We start from the raw sequence: 19,458 nt of genomic DNA, 5'->3' as shown, positions 1-19,458 counted from the left end.
CGCCATTATCCGGTTTTTCAGTTGGAAGTCTTGTGCTTTCAATCGCCACACTCAATGACTCGACGCACCTCCCAAGGCCTTCAACAGTACCGGATCATGCCCATAGATATCCGGGGCATAGAGCAAGGTTCCGTCACCAGCGACTTGCACCGTCCAATAACCGAGCAGGATCGGCACCGGCGCGACCAGCCTGAATTCATGGGTGGTGCCGCTGGCCAGCAACTCCTCGGTCCGTGCACGTTCCGCCGGGGTCAGCAGCAGGTCCCGCAGGTGCATCGGCTGCTCGACCCGCACACAACCCGAGCTGAAAGCCCGCGGCCCCTTGGCAAATAGCGGCTGGCTGGGGGTGTCGTGCAGGTATACCGAAAAGGGATTGGGGAACCGCAGGACGATCTTGCCCAGCGGGTTCCGTGGACCGGCCTCTTGGCGCAGCATGATATTGCCGGGCCGTTCCCAGTCGATGGCGTCCGCCGCCAGGGGATTGCCTGCACTGTCCAGGATCTGCAGGTTCTGCTGGCTCAGGTAGGTCGGATCCTGACGGATAGCCGGCAGCTTGTCCTCACGCATGATGGTCGGCGGCACGGTCCAGGTCGGGTTCAGGGTCAGCCGGGTGACCCGGGATTTCAATAGCGGTGTCTGCCGATCGGCACGTCCTACCTGAAGGCGTGTCTGCCACACCGGCGCGCCGTCGTGATAGACACTCAACCGGGCCGCCGCGACGTTGACCAGCACCCCCTCTGGCTCCAGGTCCGGTGCCAGCCAACGAAAGCGTTCAAGGTTGATCCGCAGCTGCTCGCGCCGTAGCGCCGGGCTGATATTCAGCTCGGTCAGGGTGCCTGGCCCGATCACCCCATCGCCCTGTAGCGAATGGCTCAGTTGGAAGTGCTTGACCGCGCTGCTCAGTTCCTCGCCGTAGGTTTTTTCAGGACCGCCGGGCAGGCTCTCCAGATAGCCCTCGGCGAGCATTCGCTGCGCCAGTGCGGGTACCCGAGCGTCCTCCATCCCGGGACGCAGCAAGGTTCCACCGGCGATCGCTTGCCAATGGGCCAATGGCTGCAGGCGCTGCGCCGCGTAGACCCGCCGCAGGCTGCGGTAAAACTCGATATTCGGCCGCGCCTGATCAAAGGCCAGGGCCATATCCTGCAGCCCCGTCGCCGCCAGCGTCAGGACCTCGGCGTCGACGTCGCGGGTCGACGGCTGTGCATGCCAGAGCGGCTCGAAGCGCGCCTGCTGCAAACGACCGTAACGCAGGTCCTGCAAGGCTTGCAGATACTGCCGGCTGATTTCGACATCGGTACACAGCGCGTTGCCGGCTCCCGTGTCCTGGGGCAACGGGTAACGCGCCGGGTCCAGGCCGTCATCGGCCAACAACGGCAACTGCGCCTGCAAGGCCGACAGACGCCCGCTGACGGACCAGACAGGCGCATCATTCTGAGACTGGTAAAACGCCTGCAAACGCTGCTGTGCCGACGTGTCCAACTGTGCGACCAGGCCCGGGCACTCGGTCGACAACTGCGTCAGGAACGACGGCAAAGGCATGGGCAGATCGGTGAGCAGGTCTTCTGCTGTCGCGACCAGTGGTGCCACGAGCAGGTAAATGCTCAAGTAATATGCGTGTTTTTTGAACAACGGCTTGACTCCAATCCACGGTCGTCGCATTGATAGTTCACAGCTGCAACAGAAGCGAAAAACCTTCAGGCAGCCTGTGACCACGCTGCCCGAAGACCGTTGGGAGGCGCGAGCCTGGATTGACGGCTGAGGCACTCTTCAACATGCTGACTTCTTGCTCCCGACTCTGCCTGATTATTCTGACCCTGGCTGCACCCTGCAGTTCTGCCCTGGCCGCCAAGGGCCATGAACCGACGCTGTACCGCAGACTCGCCCACGCGGCGCCGGAACTCAACCCCCTGGTTCTGAAAAACGCCCTGAGCGCCATGCAATGCGCCATCAACAGCGGCCTCGAACAATCCGAGCGCCTGGCGGTGATCGACTACTCGCAACCCTCGACCAAGCGGCGCCTGTGGATCTTCGACCTGCGCAAGAAGACCCTGGTGCTGCGCGACCTGGTCGCCCATGGACAAAAATCCGGAGAGAACTTCGCCACCCAATTTTCCAATCAGGTGGGCAGTTATCAATCCAGCCTGGGCCTGTTCCGCACCCAGGAAAGTTACGAGGGCACCCATGGTTATTCCCTGCGCATGGACGGCCTGGAGCCCGGTTTCAATGACCGCGCCCGCGACCGTGACATCGTGATTCATGCAGCCGACTACGTGAGCCCCCAGTGGAGCAAGCGCGAAGGCCGTCTCGGCCGCAGCCAGGGCTGCCCCGCCGTCCGCCCGCAAGTGGCGCGGCAGGTGGTCGACAAACTCAAGGACGGCCAGTTCATGTTTGTCTGGTACCCCGACAAGCACTGGCTGAAATCCTCGGCCTATCTCAACTGCAAACCCCAGCAGATGGCCAGTGCCACAGTCCCCGGCGGTTGATCCCCAGGGGAAACAGCACCTCTACCTCGGATGGCCTTGGCGCAGCCTGTACTGCGCCACCAGCTTGTCCAGAAACCCAAAGAGCTTCTGGTTCATTTGCCCATAGTCATTGGCCCGAAGGGCTGCCGGTTGCTGGACGAAACGGCCGCCAGTGGCCTCCACGAGTTCGCTCTCGGACGCGGCGATAAGCCGCTCCACAACATCGAGGGTGAACTCCATATGGCATTGAAAGCCATACACGAGCGGACCGTATTCAACGATCTGCCGTGGGCAGCCTTCGCTATAGGCCAGGATCCTGGCGTTCTCGGTCAGGCCGGGCATATCGTTGTGCCAATGCCCGACCTCAACGACGTCGCCGAAATGAGCGATCTTGTCGTTGTCCTTCCCCGCCTCGGTGAGGGTAATCGGGTACTTGCCGATCTCTTTCTCGGGGCTGTGACCGAACCTGGCCCCCAGTGCCTCGCCGAGCAGTTGGGCACCGAGGCAGACACCCACCACGGCCTTTTGCGCCGTAACGGCTTTGGCGATCAGCGCACATTCGGCCGCGGCGTCGAAGTGCGGACACTCTTCCCGGGTGGTGGCCGGTGACTGAGGACCGCCCAGCACCACCAGCAGATCGATGTTATCCACGTCCGGGAAAGCATGACGCTCATAAACCCGCGAGTAGCTTGCCTCGTAGCCGCGTTCTTCAACCCAGGCCTCGTAGGCACCCGGCGACTCGAAGGCTTCGTGAACGACGAAATGGACTTTCATTGGAATTCCTCTGGTGACAGTCCCTGTTTGTTACCCATCCTCGAGGATGAAGTCCAGTCATCTTTCATCATGTGGGAGGAACCTTACTGATAGCATTTTGCCACATACCAATAAGTCGACAGGAAGCGCAGAACATGGAGCGGATTGAACCCACGATGGTCTTCACCCTCCCCCCGGAACTCCCGGATATTCCGGGCAGCAAGCTCATAGGAACGTCCAGGGCCCGGTTCGCCGTCAGGCCCAAGCGAGGGCAACGCGGTGCTGTTCTGCGCTCCATGCTCAGGAAAGGAGAGCTTTGCATCACCGATGAGGAAGTCGTGCTCATCAAGTCGAGTCGCAGGCTGTTCCGACGTTCCACCGAAACGAAACGGGTCATCCCGCGCAGCCAGATCTTTGATGCCAAAACCATCAGAAAGTATGTCTATTTCGACATTCATGGGCCCGAGGGCATCCAACACGTCTTCCTGATCGCATCCAGCCGCAACGCAGCACAACAAATCCTCGAATGGCTCCCCGGACACGCAACGCCTGCCCATGAGGCCGAGCAAATAGCCCTGTCCAGCTACTCCGAACGGATCCGGACACTGGCACCGATCACATGGGCCACCTACGGGCTGATCGCGATCAACGTGCTGGTTTACCTCGCGATGTGCGCGGGTGGTGTTGGTGTCATGGCGCAGAACTTGGCAATGACCGTCAAATGGGGCACGAACTTCGGCCCTGACACACTGACGGGGCAATGGTGGCGCCTGCTCACATCGGTGTTCGTCCATTTCGGCCTGATCCACCTGATGCTCAACATGTTCACGCTGTACCAGATCGGCCGACTGGCCGAGCGCCTGTACGGAAGCGGGCGATTCCTGATGTTGTATCTATTTGCCGGTGTCACCGGCAGCATTGCCAGTTTGCTATGGCATCCGATGATCAACAGTGCGGGGGCGTCAGGGGCGATTTTCGGGGTGTTCGGTGGACTGTTGGTGTTCGTACTGAAGTACCGCCACGAGTTACCGAAGTCGATTGCCGTACAGCAACGCGTCTCGATACTGGTACTCATCGGGTACAACCTGCTCTACGGTTTTACCCACCCGGGCATCGACAATGGCGCCCATCTCGGCGGCTTGCTGGGCGGCGTGTTACTTGGCTTGACCCTGGCCAGGTCGCTCAACCCGACAGCTCGCACAAAAGTGGCGCTTGAAAGCACCTTGTTTTCCTGTGCACTGGTACTCGCCGTCCTGATCGCATCGGTTTACCCGTTGGCGCGTTCCAGCGAGACTGCCCGTGAAGAGATTCAATTCAGGGCATTGATTCCCAGTCTTGGCCCGAGCGAGCAAAAGGCAATGAAAGAGATCGCCGCGCTCCTGCACCAGCCTAGCGATACGCCGGGTAAAAGAGCGGCGATAGCCAACGCCATCTCGCAAGAGGTCGTCCCGCAATGGGACAAGCTGTATGCCGCCGTTGACAGCGCCCATCTACCCGCCAATTCGCCGCAAATCGTGATCAGGTCAGCCATGCTGCGCTACTTCGACGACATGCGAAAAATGTGTAGTCTGAGCGCCATCATGGTCAGGCTCGGCCCCACGCCGGATCCCGCGCTGCTGGCCCAGGTCAAGACACTAAAGAGTGACTCGATGGAACAGATCGCCGTGCTTCAGCAACTGGCCGCGGCCAACAAGCAAGGTGGACGTCATTGAAAGCGGCCATCCCCGAGCCTGCTGATCACCAGCGGCACGCTCAACGCCGCAGGGAGGCCAATGAGCGTATCACTGGCCCGATAGAACCTTGAACAACCCGATCGGGTGAACACATTCACCGTCACCAGTCTGTCCATGATTGGCCGCCTCCAGGTTGCGGCCGGGGCAATCCCGGCCTATGTTCCAAGCGATACATTTATCTGCAACCAGCCGCCCCAGCCTGCTGTCCATCCAATACGAACGCCCCCGTAACGAGGTGACACATGCCGAACAACTCCCGCCCCGCCGTGCTCGAACTGATCGGCAATACGCCGCTGGTGCGCGTCAGCCGCTTCGATACCGGCCCGTGCACGTTGTTCCTCAAACTTGAATCGCAGAACCCTGGCGGCTCGATCAAGGATCGTATCGGCCTGGCAATGATCGATGCGGCCGAGCGTGATGGGCGCCTGCGTCCCGGCGGCACCATCGTCGAAGCGACTGCCGGCAACACCGGTCTCGGCCTGGCCCTGGTGGGCCGGGCCAAGGGCTATCGGGTCGTGCTGGTGGTCCCCGACAAGATGTCCACCGAAAAAGTCCTGCACCTCAAGGCCATGGGCGCCGAGGTGCATATCACCCGCTCCGATGTCGGCAAGGGCCATCCCGAGTACTACCAGGACGTCGCCGCGCGGCTGGCGCGGGATATTCCCGACGCGTTCTTCGCCGATCAATTCAACAACCCGGCCAACCCGCTGGCCCATGAAACCAGTACAGCGCCAGAGATCTGGGCACAAACCCAACACGACTTGGACGCCATCGTCGTCGGCGTCGGCTCGGCCGGCACCCTGACCGGGCTGACCCGTTTTTTCCAACGCGTACAACCGGACCTGGCCATGGTCCTGGCCGATCCCGTCGGCTCGGTAATGGCCGAATACAGCCGCAGCGGCACCATCGGCACCGCGGGTTCCTGGGCCGTGGAAGGCATCGGCGAAGACTTCGTCCCGTCGATTGCCGACCTGTCCAGCGTGCGCAAGGCCTATTCGATCAGCGACGAAGAAAGCTTCGACCATGCCCGCCAACTGCTGCGCGCCGAAGGCATTCTCGGCGGCTCCTCAACCGGCACCTTGCTGGCCGCGGCGCTGCGTTATTGCCGCGAGCAAACCGAACCCAAGCGCGTCGTCACCTTTGTCTGCGACACCGGCACCCGTTACCTGTCCAAGGTCTACAACGACCAGTGGATGAACGACCAGGGCTTGCTGAAGTACAAGCACTACGGCGATCTGCGCGACCTGATCGCGCGGCGCTTCGAGGATGGCCGGGTGATCAGCGTCGGGCCGGACGACACCCTGCTCACCGCCTTCCAGCGCATGCGCCTGGCGGACGTGTCGCAGCTACCGGTGCTGGTGGACGGCCAACAACTGGTGGGCGTGATCGACGAATCGGATATCCTGCTGGGTATGCATGACGACGCGACACACTTCCGTCTGAGCGTGTCCAGCGTCATGACCAACAAACTGCAAACCCTGGCCCCCACCGCCAGCCTGGCTGAACTGCAGGCCGAGCTGGCTCGCGGGCTGGTGGCGATTATCGCCGACGCCTCGGGCTTCCATGGCCTGATTACCCGCGTCGACCTGCTCAATCACTTACGGAGATCCCTTGCATGAGTCAGCACGACAAGTCCGCCGCTCCCCGCGCCTTTGCTACCCGTGTCATTCATGCCGGGCAGTCGCCGGACCCGACCACCGGCGCGCTGATGCCGCCGATCTACGCCAACTCCACCTATCTGCAAGAGAGCCCCGGGGTGCACAAGGGCTTCGACTACGGTCGCTCGCACAACCCGACACGCTTTGCCCTGGAGCGCTGCGTGGCCGACCTTGAGGGCGGTACCCAGGCTTTCGCCTTTGCCTCCGGACTGGCGGCGATTTCCACCGTGCTCGAACTGCTCGACGCCGGCGCCCATGTGGTCTCCGGCAATGACCTGTACGGCGGCACTTTTCGCCTGTTCGACAAGGTTCGCCAACGCAGCGCCGGGCATCGTTTCAGCTACGTCGACCTGACCGACCTCAACGCCTTCGAAGCGGCGCTGCAGGACACTACGCGGATGGTCTGGGTCGAGACGCCGAGCAATCCCCTGCTGAGCCTCACCGACCTTGCCGCCATCGCCCGCATCTGTCGCGATCGCGGCATCATCTGCGTCGCCGACAACACCTTTGCCAGTCCGTGGATCCAGCGTCCGTTGGAGCTGGGCTTCGACATCGTGGTGCACTCCACGACCAAATACCTCAACGGCCACTCCGACGTGATCGGCGGCATCGCGGTGGTCGGGAAAAACCCCGAACTCGCCGAACGCCTGGGCTTCCTGCAAAACTCGGTGGGTGCCATTGCCGGGCCCTTTGACGCCTTCCTCACCCTGCGCGGCGTGAAGACCCTGTCGCTGCGCATGGAGCGCCATTGCAGCAACGCCCTGGACCTGGCGACCTGGCTGGAGCGTCAGCCACAGGTGGCGCGCGTCTACTACCCGGGCCTGCCGTCACACCCACAGCACGAACTGGCGCGTCGGCAGATGCGTGGCTTCGGCGGGATGATTTCGGTTGACCTGAAAAGCGACCTGGCCGGGGCCAAGCGCTTCCTCGAAAGCGTGGAGATCTTCGCCCTGGCCGAGAGCCTGGGCGGCGTGGAAAGCCTGATCGAACACCCGGCGATCATGACCCACGCCAGCATCCCTGCTGAAACCCGCGCGCAACTTGGCATCGGCGATGGGCTGGTGCGCTTGTCGGTGGGTGTCGAGGATGTCGAAGACCTGCGGGCGGATCTGGCGCAGGCATTGGCACGGATCTAAACCCCGCCGCGCAGGCCACCTTCAATGAAAGTTGGTGGCCTGCCGTCTTTATTTTAAACTGCGTTTTCCATCGGGCTGATTGAGTGGCCCAGCATCCCCTGTAATGCCAATCCCCATCACGCCCCCTCCGCAGTCGGCGCTAACAACATGATCGAAGTAACCGAAGTTTCCATTGCCCAGCTGCGTGCTGCGCTCGAATCCGGCCAGACCACGGCGGTTGAGCTGGTCCAGGCCTACCTCGCCAGGATCGACGCCTACGACGGCCCCGACACGCCTACCGCCCTCAACGCGGTAGTGGTTCGCAACCCCGATGCCCTCAAGGAAGCACAGGCCTCCGATGCTCGCCGGGCCAAGGGCGAAACACTGGGGCCACTCGATGGCATTCCCTATACAGCCAAGGACAGCTATCTGGTCAAGGGGCTTACCGCCGCTTCCGGCAGTCCGGCCTTCGCCAAGCTGATCGCCCATCGCGACGCGTTCACCATCGAACGGCTACGCGCCGGCGGTGCCATCTGCCTGGGCAAGACCAATATGCCGCCCATGGCCAACGGCGGCATGCAGCGCGGAGTCTACGGCCGGGCGGAAAGCCCGTACAACGCCGGCTACCTCACCGCGCCGTTCGCCTCGGGCTCATCCAATGGCGCCGGGACCGCAACCGCGGCCAGCTTCGCGGCCTTCGGCCTTGCGGAAGAAACCTGGTCGAGCGGACGTGGACCGGCTTCGAACAATGGCTTGTGTGCCTACACCCCTTCCCGGGGCGTGATCTCGGTGCGCGGCAACTGGCCGCTGACCCCGACCATGGATGTGGTCGTGCCCTATGCCAGGACCATGGCCGACCTGCTCGAAGTGCTCGACGTGGTGGTGGCGGAAGATCCCGACACCCGTGGCGATCTGTGGCGGATGCAACCCTGGGTACCGATTCCGAGCGTGGCCTCGGTGCGTCCCGCGTCCTATGGCGCACTGGCCGCCGGTACCGATGCACTCGCCGGCAAACGCTTCGGTGTGCCGCGTATGTTCATCAATGCCGATCCCGAAGCGGGCACCAGCGAGGCCCCGGGGATCGGTGGTCCGACGGGGCAACGCATCAACACCCGGGCTTCCGTGATCGATCTCTGGGAAGCCGCGCGCAAGGCCCTCGAAGCGGCCGGTGCCGAGGTGGTGGAAGTCGACTTCCCGCTGGTCTCCAATTGCGAAGGTGATCGTCCCGGCACGCCGACGGTGTTCACCCGGGGCCTGGTGTCCAAGGAGTTCCTGCACCATGAGTTGTGGGATCTGTCGGCCTGGGCCTTCGATGACTTCCTGCGGGCCAACGGCGATCCGGCGTTGAACCGTCTGGTAGACGTGGACGGGCCGAAGATTTTCCCCCACGACCCCGGCACCCTGCCCAACCGCGAAGGCGACCTGGCCGCCGGCATGGACGAGTATGTGCGGATGGCCGAGCGTGGCATTACCCCTTGGAACGAGATCAGCACCCTGGCTGACGGACTGCGTGGGCTTGAACAGACCCGTCGTATCGATCTCGAGGAGTGGATGGATCGCCTGGGGCTCGATGCGGTGCTCTTCCCGACGGTGGCCGACGTCGGTCCGGCGGATGCCGATATCAATCCGCAGTCGGCGGATATCGCCTGGAGCAACGGCATCTGGGTCGCCAACGGCAACCTCGCCATCCGCCATCTGGGTGTGCCCACGGTCACTGTGCCGATGGGCGTCATGGCGGATATCGGCATGCCGGTCGGCCTGACCTTCGCTGGCCGGGCGTATGACGACTCAGCGCTGCTTCATCTCGCTTCGGCGTTTGAATCGACCGGGACCAAGCGCTTGATCCCGCCTCGTACGCCGGCATTGGCAACGAGTAACCAGTAATCAGAAGGGGTATCGGTCATAAACGCTCCAGTGGGGGGACTCGATGAGATCAATACGCTAACGGAGATGCGTTGCAAAAAAATCCCGCGCGCTTTCGTTAAGCTGCTTGTGAAAGGCAACCCGGTCGAATCCCTTGGCATCGACACAGAGTTGCGGCGCATCCTGTTTCAACGCCACAGGACACGGGGCAAGAAAGGCAAAATGCGCGGCGCCGGAAACACGGTGGAACTCCGGTTTCCGGGGCAGTGCCTTGGCGAGTGCAGGCGTGGCTTCAGGCAGCACGCCATCGCCGCCAAACTCTGAAGCCCAAAGCTGCATCGGGGCTTTCACATTCGTCAGGTTGCCAGGGTTTGGAAATTCGTTGAGCGGATCCGCCAACACAAAGGCTTTGATCCGTGGGTCATGGGTCAACGGCTGCGTGGGGACATCCTTGTTACGCAGTTGTTGGCAAATGGGCCATGCCGGATCTGGACACGGCACGTTGGCGTTGAGGAAATCCGGATTGCCGCCGGCCAGTACAAGGCCTGTGTAGCCACCGCGTGAAAACCCAAAGAAGCCTATCCGCTGCGGGTCAATCCTGGCGGCGTCCGGCGCGGCGCCCAGCATGTAATCGATCAGGCGTTTTATATCGGTCGGCCGTTCGACGAACGGAGAAAAATCGACGCCGTGGCTCATATCGGAAAAGGTGTCACCCGGATGATTGATGGCAGCCACGATAAAGCCGGCATCAGCCAGTGTCTCGGCAAGGTCATGGTGGCCAAGGAAAGAGCCACCGTGACCGTGGGAAATCACCACCAAGGGTAGCCTCTCTCCCACTACCGGACAGTCGCGTCGGCCCGTCAAAACAAAAGGTCCCATCGGTACTTCCTGTGCGGCATCCGCGCAGGGCGTCCAGATAATCGCCTTCAAGGCCGGGCCGCTGGCATCGGAGGGAATCTGAACGATTTTTATGCCCGCGGCCTGAGCCATCGCCGCGGACAAGCAGAGCAATACAGCCAAGGTTAATTGGCTCAAGTAGTTTCCAGAAACGAACATTTTGTTTTCCAGTCCATAGATGCCAGCTGACCCAAGACTATGCATGCCTTCCCCACATCTGAACAAGCCCTGCCTGCAGGAGCGCCCTCTATTGCTACTGACACAAAGGGTGCAGCACTATTGGCTAATAGCATCGCGATACCTCAAAAGAATCAGGGAGGAAAGATGATAGTTTTGATTACCGGTGCCACGGGTGGATACGGTCGTGCACTGTGCCAGCAGGCCAGGGCTGAAGGGCATTTTGTTATAGCGCTTGGCAGATCCGCCGATAAACTTCGAACGCTTGAGGCACAGGGTCTCGCGGACCGACACTATGAAATAGATTTTCTGGATGAAAACATCGAAGAAAAAATAAGCGACCTGGAGCACACCCTGAAAAGAAACAACATCAACAACATCGACCTGCTGATCAACAATGCCGGCATGGGCAGCAAGGGAGCGTCATTGCTCAGTGAAACCGCACAAAATATTCAAAACTCATTAAGTGTCAACTGCATAGCCCCTTTTGCATTATCAGCACGCCTGCTGAATACCTTTTCACTCAAAACCATTGTAAACATTTCGTCGCGCAGAGGCTCCGTGGAGCACAACGCAGCCCGCGACATTTCCAAAAAAGGCTGCTCTTATGCTTATAGAATCTCGAAATCCGCGTTGAATATGCTGTCTCTTTGCATAGCGGACGAATTTGGCGATCGCGTTGCCTGCTATGCCGTTCATCCTGGCAGATTGAAAACAGGCATCGGGGTCGCGGAAGCGACACTGGAACCCAGCCGCTCGGCAAAGCGATTATTTGATCTTGTTAAAAGCGCACCGCCGTCCAACCAATTCTACTCTCTCGAAAATGAGAACGTAGCCGTACTGCCTTGGTAAAACTCATGGCTAAAGTCATTGCTGTTACAACAGCGCACAGAAAGAGAAGACCTAAACGGCCTGATGTCTCGCCATGTCCTCCAAGCATCACAATATCGGCGAGCCAAATCGGCGAAATCGCGGCATCCAGTGATCCAAGATCTCAGCCGACGCCAGGATGTGGTGCGCATGCCCGATCAACAGCCGGCGTGGCACAAAGCCGATATACCTTGAGTCCGCGCTGTCATCACGGTTATCCCCCAACATGAAGTAATGGTCGGCAGGTACCACAACAGGACCGAAATTCCGTAAGGCGCGTACCGTCGGCATAAACTGAACGGAGCGCTGACTCTTGTCCGCGCGTTCGGTCAGCTTGATACCCGGGACAGATTGACCAGAAGCGATCGGCTCGATGATGTCCTGCGCATTCAGGTAGGTTGCAGGGGTACCGTTGACCCACAGCACCTCATTCCTCATTTCCAGCGTGTCGCCAGGAATACCCACGATCCGCTTGATCAAGCGGATGCCATCCTTGGGTGAGGTGAAGGTCACGACATCGCCCCGGCGAGGATTATCAACCTTGACCAGGGAGATATCAGTGAGAGGCAACTTGAGGTCGTAAGCCACCCGATTCACCAGCACCACATCCCCCTCAACCAAGGTCGGGCGCATGGATCCGGAGGGGATGGGATTCCAATCGGCCAAGGATGTGCGGAAAACGCCAAAGCACAGCCAGAAAATAATGGCGTAACGGTACCGGCTCAACCAACGTCGCATACATCCTCGCAATACAGAAAGGGCTGCAGAGAACGCTCCTGGCATCCGCCAAGCAACCCAGGGTCATTTTTTGCCAACGTTTACTACAGCGCAAACAGCTTACATGAACAGCGCAGCGACTGGCGATGCCGGGCGAGGTCAACGGGGTCGTCCTCCACACGGAGATCCACCGACAATTGCGGGTAGAACTCCACAAGCTTGAGCGCCAACCAACATTCCGCCAGGGAAAACGGCACGCTGACAATCAGCCGGGCGCGAATGAAGCCACCTTCAATCAGCGCGCTAGAAAAGGCTCGATCAGCGTCGCGAACCACTCGATAAACATGCCGAGCCGGCGCGAGCGCTGTCGCCGATCAGGATACAACACCGAAACCGTCATGGGTGCCGCTCGGTACGCGGGCATGACTTCAACCAGAACCCCGGCCTCCAGCAGATGCCGGACATCGAACAACGGCACCTGGATCAGTCCCAGCCCGGCACAGCAGCTGGCGATATAGTTTTCAGCGTTGTTCACCACGACCTGGCTGGGCAGTGCCCGGGACTGTTCGACACCCTCGAGGACGTATTCCCAAGGTAACTCCTGGCCACCAATGGTGGGCGCGTAGCCGATGCACAGATGACCGTCCTCCAGATCATTGGGATGCTCCGGCACACCCCATTCGGCCAGATATCCCGGGCTCGCGCAGTTGACCAGTAGCACCTGCCCCAAGGGTTTTACCACCAGGCTGCTGCTCTCTGGCGTGCCGAAACGAATCACGCAATCGACCCCCTCCTCTATCGGATTGATGGCCCGATCAGTGGAGCCCAAACAGAGTTGAAGTCCTGGGTAGCGACGCAGCAAGTCGGGCAATGCCGGGATGATCAGGCGCCGGGCGATGCGACTGGGCGCATCGACACTCAGCCGCCCCAAGACGTGCTGCTGATGGGTCTGGAACAGTTGGTCGATATCATCGATATCCAGCAGCACCCGCCGTGCACGCTCCAGCAACTGGCTGCCGTCGGCGGTCAGGCTGACCTTGCGCGTGGTGCGATGCAGCAGGCGCGTGCCGACATCCGCCTCCAGCTTCTGCACAGCCGCGGACACCGTCGCCCGTGGCAGTTTCAACACCCGCGCGGCCTGGATGAAACTGCCCAGCTCGGCCACCTGAAGAAAGACCCGGTATTGCTCAATTCTGTCCATAGGCCGTCAATGCTTGAGGGTTGCGTGGGCGTGCCGGGCTCGATAGCGCCTGACCACGCGTCCTTCAATAACACACACCACCAGCATCACCGCCGTGGTCAGCCAGCTCATCATCAGCAGGTCCGTGGTATAGGCGACGGGCACCAGCGCCAGCAGCAACAGCAGCCCGGCGAGATGGGATTTGGGCACCACCCGATACACCACACGCTTGTACAGAATGCTGCCGAACAGGTAGATCATCGGACCGGCCACAAGGGTAATGGCATCGACCGTCGACAGCTGCCCGTCGGGATGCAGCATCACCAGATCGTTACCCACGGCCGTGGTGATGATCCCCGCCACCAGAATGGCGTGGATATAGTGAAAGTAGGCACCGATACGGCCCGGATCGTCGGCGCTGGTGATGCGCTGCGTGGCGTCCTTGCCGGCGGTCCCGAAGTACAACCACCACATCGCCAGGGTGCCGAGGAACGTCGCTCCCAGGCCCAGCAGGATGGGCATCTCCCAATGCCCGGTTTCGCCCAGGACCGCGCCGCTGGCCAGCAGGGTTTCGCCCAGGGCGACAATCACGAACAACTGGCAGCGCTCGGCCAGATGGCCGCCTTCGATGGTCCAGTCACTCGTACGCGAACGTCCCAGGCCGGGGAAGGCGAAACCGAACATGGGCGAGATGTACTCGCACAACACCGCGATCAACCAGAGGCCAATGCGCAGCGGCCCGTCCACACAGGCACCGGCCACCCAGAACACTGCGGCCACCACCACCCAGCCGAGCATGCGTCTGAAATTGGGCGCCAGGGGATGCTCACGGGGCAGTTGCAACACGATAAAGCCCGTGCGCCCGACCTGTATCGAGACATAGGCCAGGGCAAAAACCAGTCCGCGCCCGGCAAAAGCCTCGGGGATGCTGGCGGCCATCAGCAGGGCCGGGATCATCAGGGCAAAGATCAGCCCCCGTATCAACGGCGTCTCGGGATCGAACCAGTTGGTGACCCAGCCGGTGTACTGCCAGCCCAGCCACACGGCGAACCACAGGACCAGGGTCTCCATCACCCCGACCCCGGTCAGATGATTGAGCAGGCCGTGACTGAGTTGCGTCACGGCGAACACATACACCAGATCGAACATGAGTTCTTCGAAGGTCACCCGCGCATGATGGCCGTCGCGATGGCGAAGCAAAGGATGAGGCGCGTGCTGGTTTACGCTCATGTCCAACCCCGTGGCCTGGTAGTGTCGGGAAAAAGTGTCAACGCGCCTTGCCGGGGTTGCAATGTTTTTTATCGGCTCACTTGGTGGTGTAGCCGCCGTTGATCAGGATCGTCTGGCCGGTGACCCACCAGCCGTCGCTGACCAGATGGCGAATGAACGGCACCACATCCGCGATATCCGTCAGCCCGGTATGGGAGAACGGCGACAGAGCCGCTGCGGTTTTATGGTAGTTGACCGCGTCCTGGCCTTCAGCCGGGTAAAAGAACGGGGTGTCCATGGGCCCCGGGCCTACCGCCGTCACCGAGATACCGCGTGCGCCCAACTCCTTCGCCGCGGCCCGGGTGAAGTGCTCGACGGGGGCCTTGCCACCGGCATAAGCCGCATAGAAAGGCGTGAACGCCCCCAGCAACGAGGTGACGATGGAGCAGATCTTGCCGTTGTCGTTGAGCTGTTTACCCGCCTCCTTGATAAAGAAGAACGCGGACTTGGCATTGACCGCCATCATCTCGTCGTACTCGGCCTCACTGATATCGGACATCGGTTTTTTCAAGACTTTGCCGACAGTGTTGATCGCAATGTCCGGCCGCCCCACCGCCGCCACCGCATCCTTGAAGAGTTTTTCCACCGCACCGGCCGTGGTCAGATCGGCCTGCAACGCCACGGCGTCGGCGCCCAAGGCCTTGATCGCCGCCACAGTGGCCTCGGCATCCGGCTGGCTGGCGGCGCTGTTGTAATGCACCACCACTGCCTTCGCACCTTGTTGCGCCAGGTCCCGAGCGATAAGCCCCCCCAGATTCTTGGCGCCACCGGCGACAAGCACCACTTTACCTTTGATGGAATGGTCTGGCATGGCGTAGCTCCTGGCTGATGAAAGTACGCCACAGTCTAGAGATGCATTGCGCAAAGATAAGCCAGTGAAGGCTGGATGATCTGTCCAGGTATTACGACCAATCCTCAGTGGCGAGCGGAGAAAGTCTCAGAGAGATCCCCGCACCTGAAAAAGCCATGACTCATCAGCCACTTCTATCGACCGTTATCACAAACACCTATTTTCCATAAAACCTGGCAATTTCTCGTCGGATTGCCCTACAAGCCGCTCTATCTCAAGCCATTCAGCCTATAGCATCAAAACTGAAACATTGGTAATTTGCGCCGCACGTGATTACCCCCAGAGTTCTAATAATGAAAAAAGTCATACTCAAGACCACACTTAGCCTTGCCGTTACCCTCGCTTCCAGCCCACTTTTCGCCAGTGGTATTGCCATCAACGAACAAAGCATCAGCGGAATGGGCACCGGTTATGCCGGTCGTTCTTCTTCCGCCGAAGATGCCAGCACCCTTTACGGTAACCCGGCCGGCATGTCGCTGCTCAAGCGCGACCAAGTCACTGCCGGCGTCGCGGTGCTGGATGCCAAGACCGATATCAAGAACACCAGCGGCGGTCGCCCGGGCGGCACCAACGACGGTGATATGGTCCCGTTCACGTCCGTACCCAATGCCTTCTTCGTCAAACAGCTGGGTAACGGCTGGGCAGTGGGTCTGGGGGCCTACGCACCTTTCGGCCTGATCACCGATTATGAAAGCGGCTTTGCCGGCAGCAACTACGGCCAGAAGAGCCAGGTCAAGGTTGTGACCCTGCAACCGACGGTCAGCTACGCCATCAACGACGTGGTTTCCATCGGTTTCGGTCCGACCTTCAACCGTATCAACGGCGAGCTGAGCTCCACGCTGCCGATCGGCAACGGCTTTGTCGACGTCAAGGGCGACGACACCGCGGTGGGCTACAACGTCGGTGTGATTGTCCAACCGACCGACACCACCCGCCTGGGCCTGACCTACCATTCCAAGGTCAGCTATTCGCTGGACGGCCACACCAGCGTCACCGGCCTCACCGGTTTCAGGATTCCCGACGCCCGCTACAAGACCTCCCTGGATATCACCACGCCAGAGAACGTGGACTTCTCGATCACCCAGAAACTGGATGATCAGTGGACCGTCTATGGCGGTGCCACCTGGACCCGCTGGAGCCGCCTGCAAGACATCACCATCAACAACCAGGGTGTGACCGGCCCGCTCGCCGGCCAGCTCACCACCAGCACCGAACCGCAGAACTGGCATGACACCTGGGCCTCGGCCATTGGCGTGTCCTACCGGGTCAACAAGGAATGGGTCCTGCGCAGCGGCCTGTCGGTCGACCAGGCACCGACCAACAACACCGACCGTTCCGTGCGCATCCCAACGGGTGATCGCCGTGTTGTCAGCGTCGGTGCCGGCTACAGCCCAACCGACGACCTGACCATCGACCTCGCCGTCTCCTACCTCAAGGAAGAAGACGTCAACATCAACCTGAACAACCCGCAGAAAGGCTCCTACAGCGCCCAGTACCAAAACAGCGCATGGGGCTACGGCCTGGGCTTTACCTACAAGTTCTGATTCACGGCGAGCTTGAAGCGCTCGATTGTTGGCTAGAAGAACCTGCAAGGTCTGATGCAGGTTGATGAGAGCCCCCCACACCCTGCGAAGGTCAGCTTTCGCGGGGTGTTTTGTTTTCTCAAGCCGATCAAGGAGCTGATACCATTCATGCATTGACAAGCCGAGTAGGAAAATATGAATCGTCAAAAAAAGCTGAAGCAGTTATTCAAGGCCAACGCCAAAAAGGCCAGTGCCAAATTGGCCCCCAAGAGCAAAAACACATACATCAGTAAAGCTGACCGATTGAAACTGGCGGCTGAAGCCGGTCAAGCCCCCATCATCTCCCCTGAAAGCTGATCGATAACGGGCATCACGGCATGCTCGGCAATCGCTCCAATCTGTCATCGACTAAAATCCACGGACCATTCCCCAATCGTGGAGACTCAAGATGACCGGCAAAAACACGATTTGTCTCTGGTACGACGGCACCGCCCTGGAGGCCGCGACGTTTTATGCCGAGACTTTCCCGGACAGCGCGGTGAGCGCCGTCCACCGTGCACCTGGCGACTACCCTTCGGGCAAACAGGGCGATGTCCTGACGGTCGAATTCAGCGTGATGGGCATCCCTTGTCTCGGGCTGAACGGCGGCCCGGTGTTCAAACATAGCGAGGCGTTTTCGTTCCAGGTGGCGACCGACGATCAAGCCGAAACGGATCGCCTGTGGAACGCGATTATCGGCAACGGCGGCGAGGAAAGTGCCTGCGGCTGGTGCAAGGACAAGTGGGGGCTGTCGTGGCAGATCACCCCACGTGTATTGACGACAGCGATCGCCAGCCCTGATCGAGCCGCGGCCAAGCGGGCGTTCGAGGCCATGATGGGCATGAGAAAGATTGATATCGCGGTGATCGAAGCGGCGCTGAAGGGTTAAGCCGTACGACTCGGGGCCGGGTGTTTGGATAGATTGGCAATCCGACTATGCTGAACGCTCCTGTCCCATCTGGAGCCCGTCATGACCATCCGCCGTATCGTCGCCAACCTGACCAGCCAGCACCCCGCCGAAGTCGCAACCTTTTATAGCGAGCTGTTTGATATCGCCCCGGTGATGGACCACGGCTGGATCGTCACCCTGGCCTCCGACAGCCAGGCCCTCGCACAGCTGAGCATTGCCAGCGAAGGCGGTTCCGGCGCGCCGGTTCCGCAGCTGTCCATCGAAGTGGACAACCTCGACGAGGTCTTCGAGCGGGCGCAACGTGCGGGTTACGAGATCCCCTACCCGCTGACCGTCGAACCTTGGGGCGTTCGGCGCTTCTTCGTGCGTGATCCACTGGGTACGTTGATCAATGTGTTGCAACACAGTGGCTGAACTTCATAGCATCCGGCGCAGCACCGGGTTGCCTCGGAACTGATGCCGCACCACTGCGGCCAAGTGCAATGCCAGCAGCGCGACCAGCATCGTGCAGAGCAGATGATGCAGTTGTTGAACCTCTGCCAGGGCTGGCACCGAGTGAAGCAACTGCGGCAATGGCATGATCCCAAGCAACAGCACGGGATGGTTCATCATCACCACACCGGTCAGCAGTACGCCACTTACGCAGAAATAGATCAGGGTGTGGGTCAGCTTGGCGATGCTTTTCTGCAGGTCTCGGGGGCCTGTCGGCTGTTCGGACGAGGCGCTCAGGTATAACCACAGGCGCCAGGCAAAGAGCGGAATAAACACCGTGGTTATTTGGGGATTGATGCTTTCCACCCACTGGCGAACGGGGTGATGCACGGGAAGCAAGGTCACACCAAAGCCGCTCAACGTAGCCCAGAGGATGACCAGCGCGGAGATCCAATGCAGGTAGATACGGGTGGTCGTATAGGGCTTGGGGGGTGATTGCAAGACGGGTTGGTCCATAAAATCGTGCGGCGCCCATTAGTAAGAAGGATTTGCATTTCTATTTGCAGTGCCACGGTACTATCCCGCTATCCGCACTGCAAGGGTTTGGGCGCCCTACCCCCTGTGTTTGCGGGGTTTGGATGCTCTGCGTCAATGAAATCCCTTCGCCACAATCGGTAATACTCCCGGGCTTGTCGCTGTGAAGGCTGGGCACTAGTCTTCGAATGTCGCCGCCTATTCGGCGACCGGGCTTGGAAACCCGAAGACATAGCGCACAGGCGCCCATCGGTTACAATTGCGGGCGTTTTTTCGTCCGCTTTTTTCAATGGCGGCTGTGCGCGGGAGGATTTCGGTCCTGCCGGGTCCTATGTCCCCGGTTTCCAACCTGCGTACAGCTGCCACCCCCTCGCTTGGAACGAACGTGGCGGCTCTCACTTAGACGTAGGAGCTTTAGACATGCACGTACTCGCTTCGGACCTTCACACCTCGGACACCTGCGTAATTGCTGGAGG

General features: G+C 60.4%; 18 protein-coding genes. 10 read left to right on the top strand and 8 right to left on the bottom strand.

Annotation, left to right across the window (positions count from 1 at the left end):
* Nucleotides 1-51 precede the first annotated feature (51 nt).
* Entirely contained in the window at nt 52-1,629 is a 1,578-nt protein-coding gene (locus M5C56_RS11155) for a L,D-transpeptidase family protein (RefSeq protein ID WP_103499650.1), read from the bottom strand.
* Between the two features lie 143 nt (nt 1,630-1,772).
* Between M5C56_RS11155 and M5C56_RS11150 the strand changes: the two genes are divergently transcribed.
* Nucleotides 1,773-2,483 carry a murein L,D-transpeptidase catalytic domain family protein gene (locus M5C56_RS11150; protein ID WP_103499649.1) on the top strand — a complete coding sequence of 237 codons (711 nt, stop codon included), beginning with the start codon at nt 1,773-1,775 and terminating at the stop codon, nt 2,481-2,483.
* Between the two features lie 21 nt (nt 2,484-2,504).
* Here M5C56_RS11150 and M5C56_RS11145 read toward each other — a convergent pair whose 3' ends face one another.
* Nucleotides 2,505-3,236 (bottom strand): type 1 glutamine amidotransferase, encoded by a 732-nt coding sequence (locus M5C56_RS11145; protein ID WP_103499648.1) that lies wholly within the window; start codon nt 3,234-3,236, stop codon nt 2,505-2,507.
* 134 nt (nt 3,237-3,370) lie between these two features.
* Between M5C56_RS11145 and M5C56_RS11140 the strand changes: the two genes are divergently transcribed.
* From M5C56_RS11140 to M5C56_RS11125, 4 genes are all read left to right on the top strand, one after another.
* The gene (locus M5C56_RS11140) at nt 3,371-4,927 is read left to right on the top strand and encodes a rhomboid family intramembrane serine protease (protein WP_247263133.1); all 1,557 of its coding nucleotides are present in this window, start codon (nt 3,371-3,373) and stop codon (nt 4,925-4,927) included.
* 263 nt (nt 4,928-5,190) lie between these two features.
* Nucleotides 5,191-6,567, top strand: a complete 1,377-nt coding sequence (locus M5C56_RS11135) for a cystathionine beta-synthase (RefSeq protein ID WP_103498720.1) — start codon at nt 5,191-5,193, stop codon at nt 6,565-6,567.
* Nucleotides 6,564-7,742, top strand: a complete 1,179-nt coding sequence (locus M5C56_RS11130) for a cystathionine gamma-synthase (RefSeq protein WP_103498721.1) — start codon at nt 6,564-6,566, stop codon at nt 7,740-7,742. Before M5C56_RS11135 ends, M5C56_RS11130 begins: the two co-directional genes overlap by 4 nt.
* A 147-nt stretch (nt 7,743-7,889) precedes the next feature.
* The gene (locus M5C56_RS11125; RefSeq protein WP_103498722.1) at nt 7,890-9,605 is read left to right on the top strand and encodes an amidase; all 1,716 of its coding nucleotides are present in this window, start codon (nt 7,890-7,892) and stop codon (nt 9,603-9,605) included.
* Between the two features lie 57 nt (nt 9,606-9,662).
* On the opposite strand, the gene M5C56_RS11120 is transcribed toward M5C56_RS11125, so the two are convergent.
* The gene (locus tag M5C56_RS11120) at nt 9,663-10,640 is read right to left on the bottom strand and encodes an alpha/beta hydrolase (RefSeq protein WP_103498723.1); all 978 of its coding nucleotides are present in this window, start codon (nt 10,638-10,640) and stop codon (nt 9,663-9,665) included.
* Nucleotides 10,641-10,805: 165 nt separating this feature from the next.
* Here M5C56_RS11120 and M5C56_RS11115 point away from each other — a divergent pair, with 165 nt between their 5' ends.
* Nucleotides 10,806-11,510 (top strand): SDR family NAD(P)-dependent oxidoreductase, encoded by a 705-nt coding sequence (locus M5C56_RS11115; RefSeq protein ID WP_247263134.1) that lies wholly within the window; start codon nt 10,806-10,808, stop codon nt 11,508-11,510.
* A gap of 87 nt (nt 11,511-11,597) precedes the next feature.
* On the opposite strand, the gene lepB is transcribed toward M5C56_RS11115, so the two are convergent.
* The 4 genes from lepB to M5C56_RS11095 form a co-directional block, all read right to left on the bottom strand.
* The gene (gene lepB / locus M5C56_RS11110) at nt 11,598-12,266 is read right to left on the bottom strand and encodes a signal peptidase I (protein WP_103498725.1); all 669 of its coding nucleotides are present in this window, start codon (nt 12,264-12,266) and stop codon (nt 11,598-11,600) included.
* A 274-nt stretch (nt 12,267-12,540) separates the two neighbouring features.
* A complete protein-coding gene (locus M5C56_RS11105) occupies nt 12,541-13,446 on the bottom strand; it encodes a LysR family transcriptional regulator (RefSeq protein ID WP_103498726.1) in 906 nt (301 codons plus the stop codon).
* 6 nt (nt 13,447-13,452) lie between these two features.
* The gene (locus M5C56_RS11100) at nt 13,453-14,655 is read right to left on the bottom strand and encodes a low temperature requirement protein A (protein WP_103498727.1); all 1,203 of its coding nucleotides are present in this window, start codon (nt 14,653-14,655) and stop codon (nt 13,453-13,455) included.
* Nucleotides 14,656-14,731: 76 nt separating this feature from the next.
* Nucleotides 14,732-15,505 (bottom strand): SDR family oxidoreductase, encoded by a 774-nt coding sequence (locus M5C56_RS11095; protein WP_103498728.1) that lies wholly within the window; start codon nt 15,503-15,505, stop codon nt 14,732-14,734.
* Between the two features lie 332 nt (nt 15,506-15,837).
* Here M5C56_RS11095 and M5C56_RS11090 point away from each other — a divergent pair, with 332 nt between their 5' ends.
* The 4 genes from M5C56_RS11090 (at nt 15,838) to M5C56_RS11075 (ending at nt 18,430) form a co-directional block, all read left to right on the top strand.
* Nucleotides 15,838-17,088, top strand: a complete 1,251-nt coding sequence (locus M5C56_RS11090) for an outer membrane protein transport protein (protein ID WP_247263135.1) — start codon at nt 15,838-15,840, stop codon at nt 17,086-17,088.
* A gap of 174 nt (nt 17,089-17,262) precedes the next feature.
* Nucleotides 17,263-17,424: a DUF2986 domain-containing protein gene (locus M5C56_RS11085; RefSeq protein ID WP_103496208.1), complete on the top strand. Its 162-nt coding sequence runs from the start codon at nt 17,263-17,265 to the stop codon at nt 17,422-17,424.
* Nucleotides 17,425-17,515: 91 nt separating this feature from the next.
* Nucleotides 17,516-17,995 carry a VOC family protein gene (locus M5C56_RS11080; protein WP_103496207.1) on the top strand — a complete coding sequence of 160 codons (480 nt, stop codon included), beginning with the start codon at nt 17,516-17,518 and terminating at the stop codon, nt 17,993-17,995.
* Nucleotides 17,996-18,076: 81 nt separating this feature from the next.
* Entirely contained in the window at nt 18,077-18,430 is a 354-nt protein-coding gene (locus tag M5C56_RS11075; RefSeq protein WP_103496206.1) for a VOC family protein, read from the top strand.
* Nucleotides 18,431-18,433: 3 nt separating this feature from the next.
* Here M5C56_RS11075 and M5C56_RS11070 read toward each other — a convergent pair whose 3' ends face one another.
* On the bottom strand, nt 18,434-18,949 hold the full coding sequence (locus M5C56_RS11070) for a cytochrome b/b6 domain-containing protein (RefSeq protein WP_247263136.1): 516 nt from the start codon (nt 18,947-18,949) through the stop codon (nt 18,434-18,436).
* Nucleotides 18,950-19,458: the final 509 nt, after the last annotated feature.

Origin of the sequence: Pseudomonas sp. MWU13-2862 (assembly GCF_023242495.1) — a bacterium.
GTDB lineage: Bacteria > Pseudomonadota > Gammaproteobacteria > Pseudomonadales > Pseudomonadaceae > Aquipseudomonas > Aquipseudomonas gingeri_D.
This window is presented reverse-complemented; position numbering and strand designations above follow the sequence as displayed.

Excerpts from the sequence above, each read along its gene's own strand:
- M5C56_RS11150 (WP_103499649.1), top strand. The coding sequence starts at position 1,773 with ATGCTGACTTCTTGCTCCCGACTCTGCCTGATTATTCTGACCCTGGCT.
- M5C56_RS11145 (WP_103499648.1), bottom strand. The coding sequence starts at position 3,236 with ATGAAAGTCCATTTCGTCGTTCACGAAGCCTTCGAGTCGCCGGGTGCC.
- M5C56_RS11140 (WP_247263133.1), top strand. The coding sequence starts at position 3,371 with ATGGAGCGGATTGAACCCACGATGGTCTTCACCCTCCCCCCGGAACTC.
- M5C56_RS11135 (WP_103498720.1), top strand. The coding sequence starts at position 5,191 with ATGCCGAACAACTCCCGCCCCGCCGTGCTCGAACTGATCGGCAATACG.
- M5C56_RS11130 (WP_103498721.1), top strand. The coding sequence starts at position 6,564 with ATGAGTCAGCACGACAAGTCCGCCGCTCCCCGCGCCTTTGCTACCCGT.
- M5C56_RS11125 (WP_103498722.1), top strand. The coding sequence starts at position 7,890 with ATGATCGAAGTAACCGAAGTTTCCATTGCCCAGCTGCGTGCTGCGCTC.
- M5C56_RS11120 (WP_103498723.1), bottom strand. The coding sequence starts at position 10,640 with ATGTTCGTTTCTGGAAACTACTTGAGCCAATTAACCTTGGCTGTATTG.
- M5C56_RS11115 (WP_247263134.1), top strand. The coding sequence starts at position 10,806 with ATGATAGTTTTGATTACCGGTGCCACGGGTGGATACGGTCGTGCACTG.
- lepB (WP_103498725.1), bottom strand. The coding sequence starts at position 12,266 with ATGCGACGTTGGTTGAGCCGGTACCGTTACGCCATTATTTTCTGGCTG.
- M5C56_RS11105 (WP_103498726.1), bottom strand. The coding sequence starts at position 13,446 with ATGGACAGAATTGAGCAATACCGGGTCTTTCTTCAGGTGGCCGAGCTG.
- M5C56_RS11100 (WP_103498727.1), bottom strand. The coding sequence starts at position 14,655 with ATGAGCGTAAACCAGCACGCGCCTCATCCTTTGCTTCGCCATCGCGAC.
- M5C56_RS11095 (WP_103498728.1), bottom strand. The coding sequence starts at position 15,505 with ATGCCAGACCATTCCATCAAAGGTAAAGTGGTGCTTGTCGCCGGTGGC.
- M5C56_RS11090 (WP_247263135.1), top strand. The coding sequence starts at position 15,838 with ATGAAAAAAGTCATACTCAAGACCACACTTAGCCTTGCCGTTACCCTC.
- M5C56_RS11085 (WP_103496208.1), top strand. The coding sequence starts at position 17,263 with ATGAATCGTCAAAAAAAGCTGAAGCAGTTATTCAAGGCCAACGCCAAA.
- M5C56_RS11080 (WP_103496207.1), top strand. The coding sequence starts at position 17,516 with ATGACCGGCAAAAACACGATTTGTCTCTGGTACGACGGCACCGCCCTG.
- M5C56_RS11075 (WP_103496206.1), top strand. The coding sequence starts at position 18,077 with ATGACCATCCGCCGTATCGTCGCCAACCTGACCAGCCAGCACCCCGCC.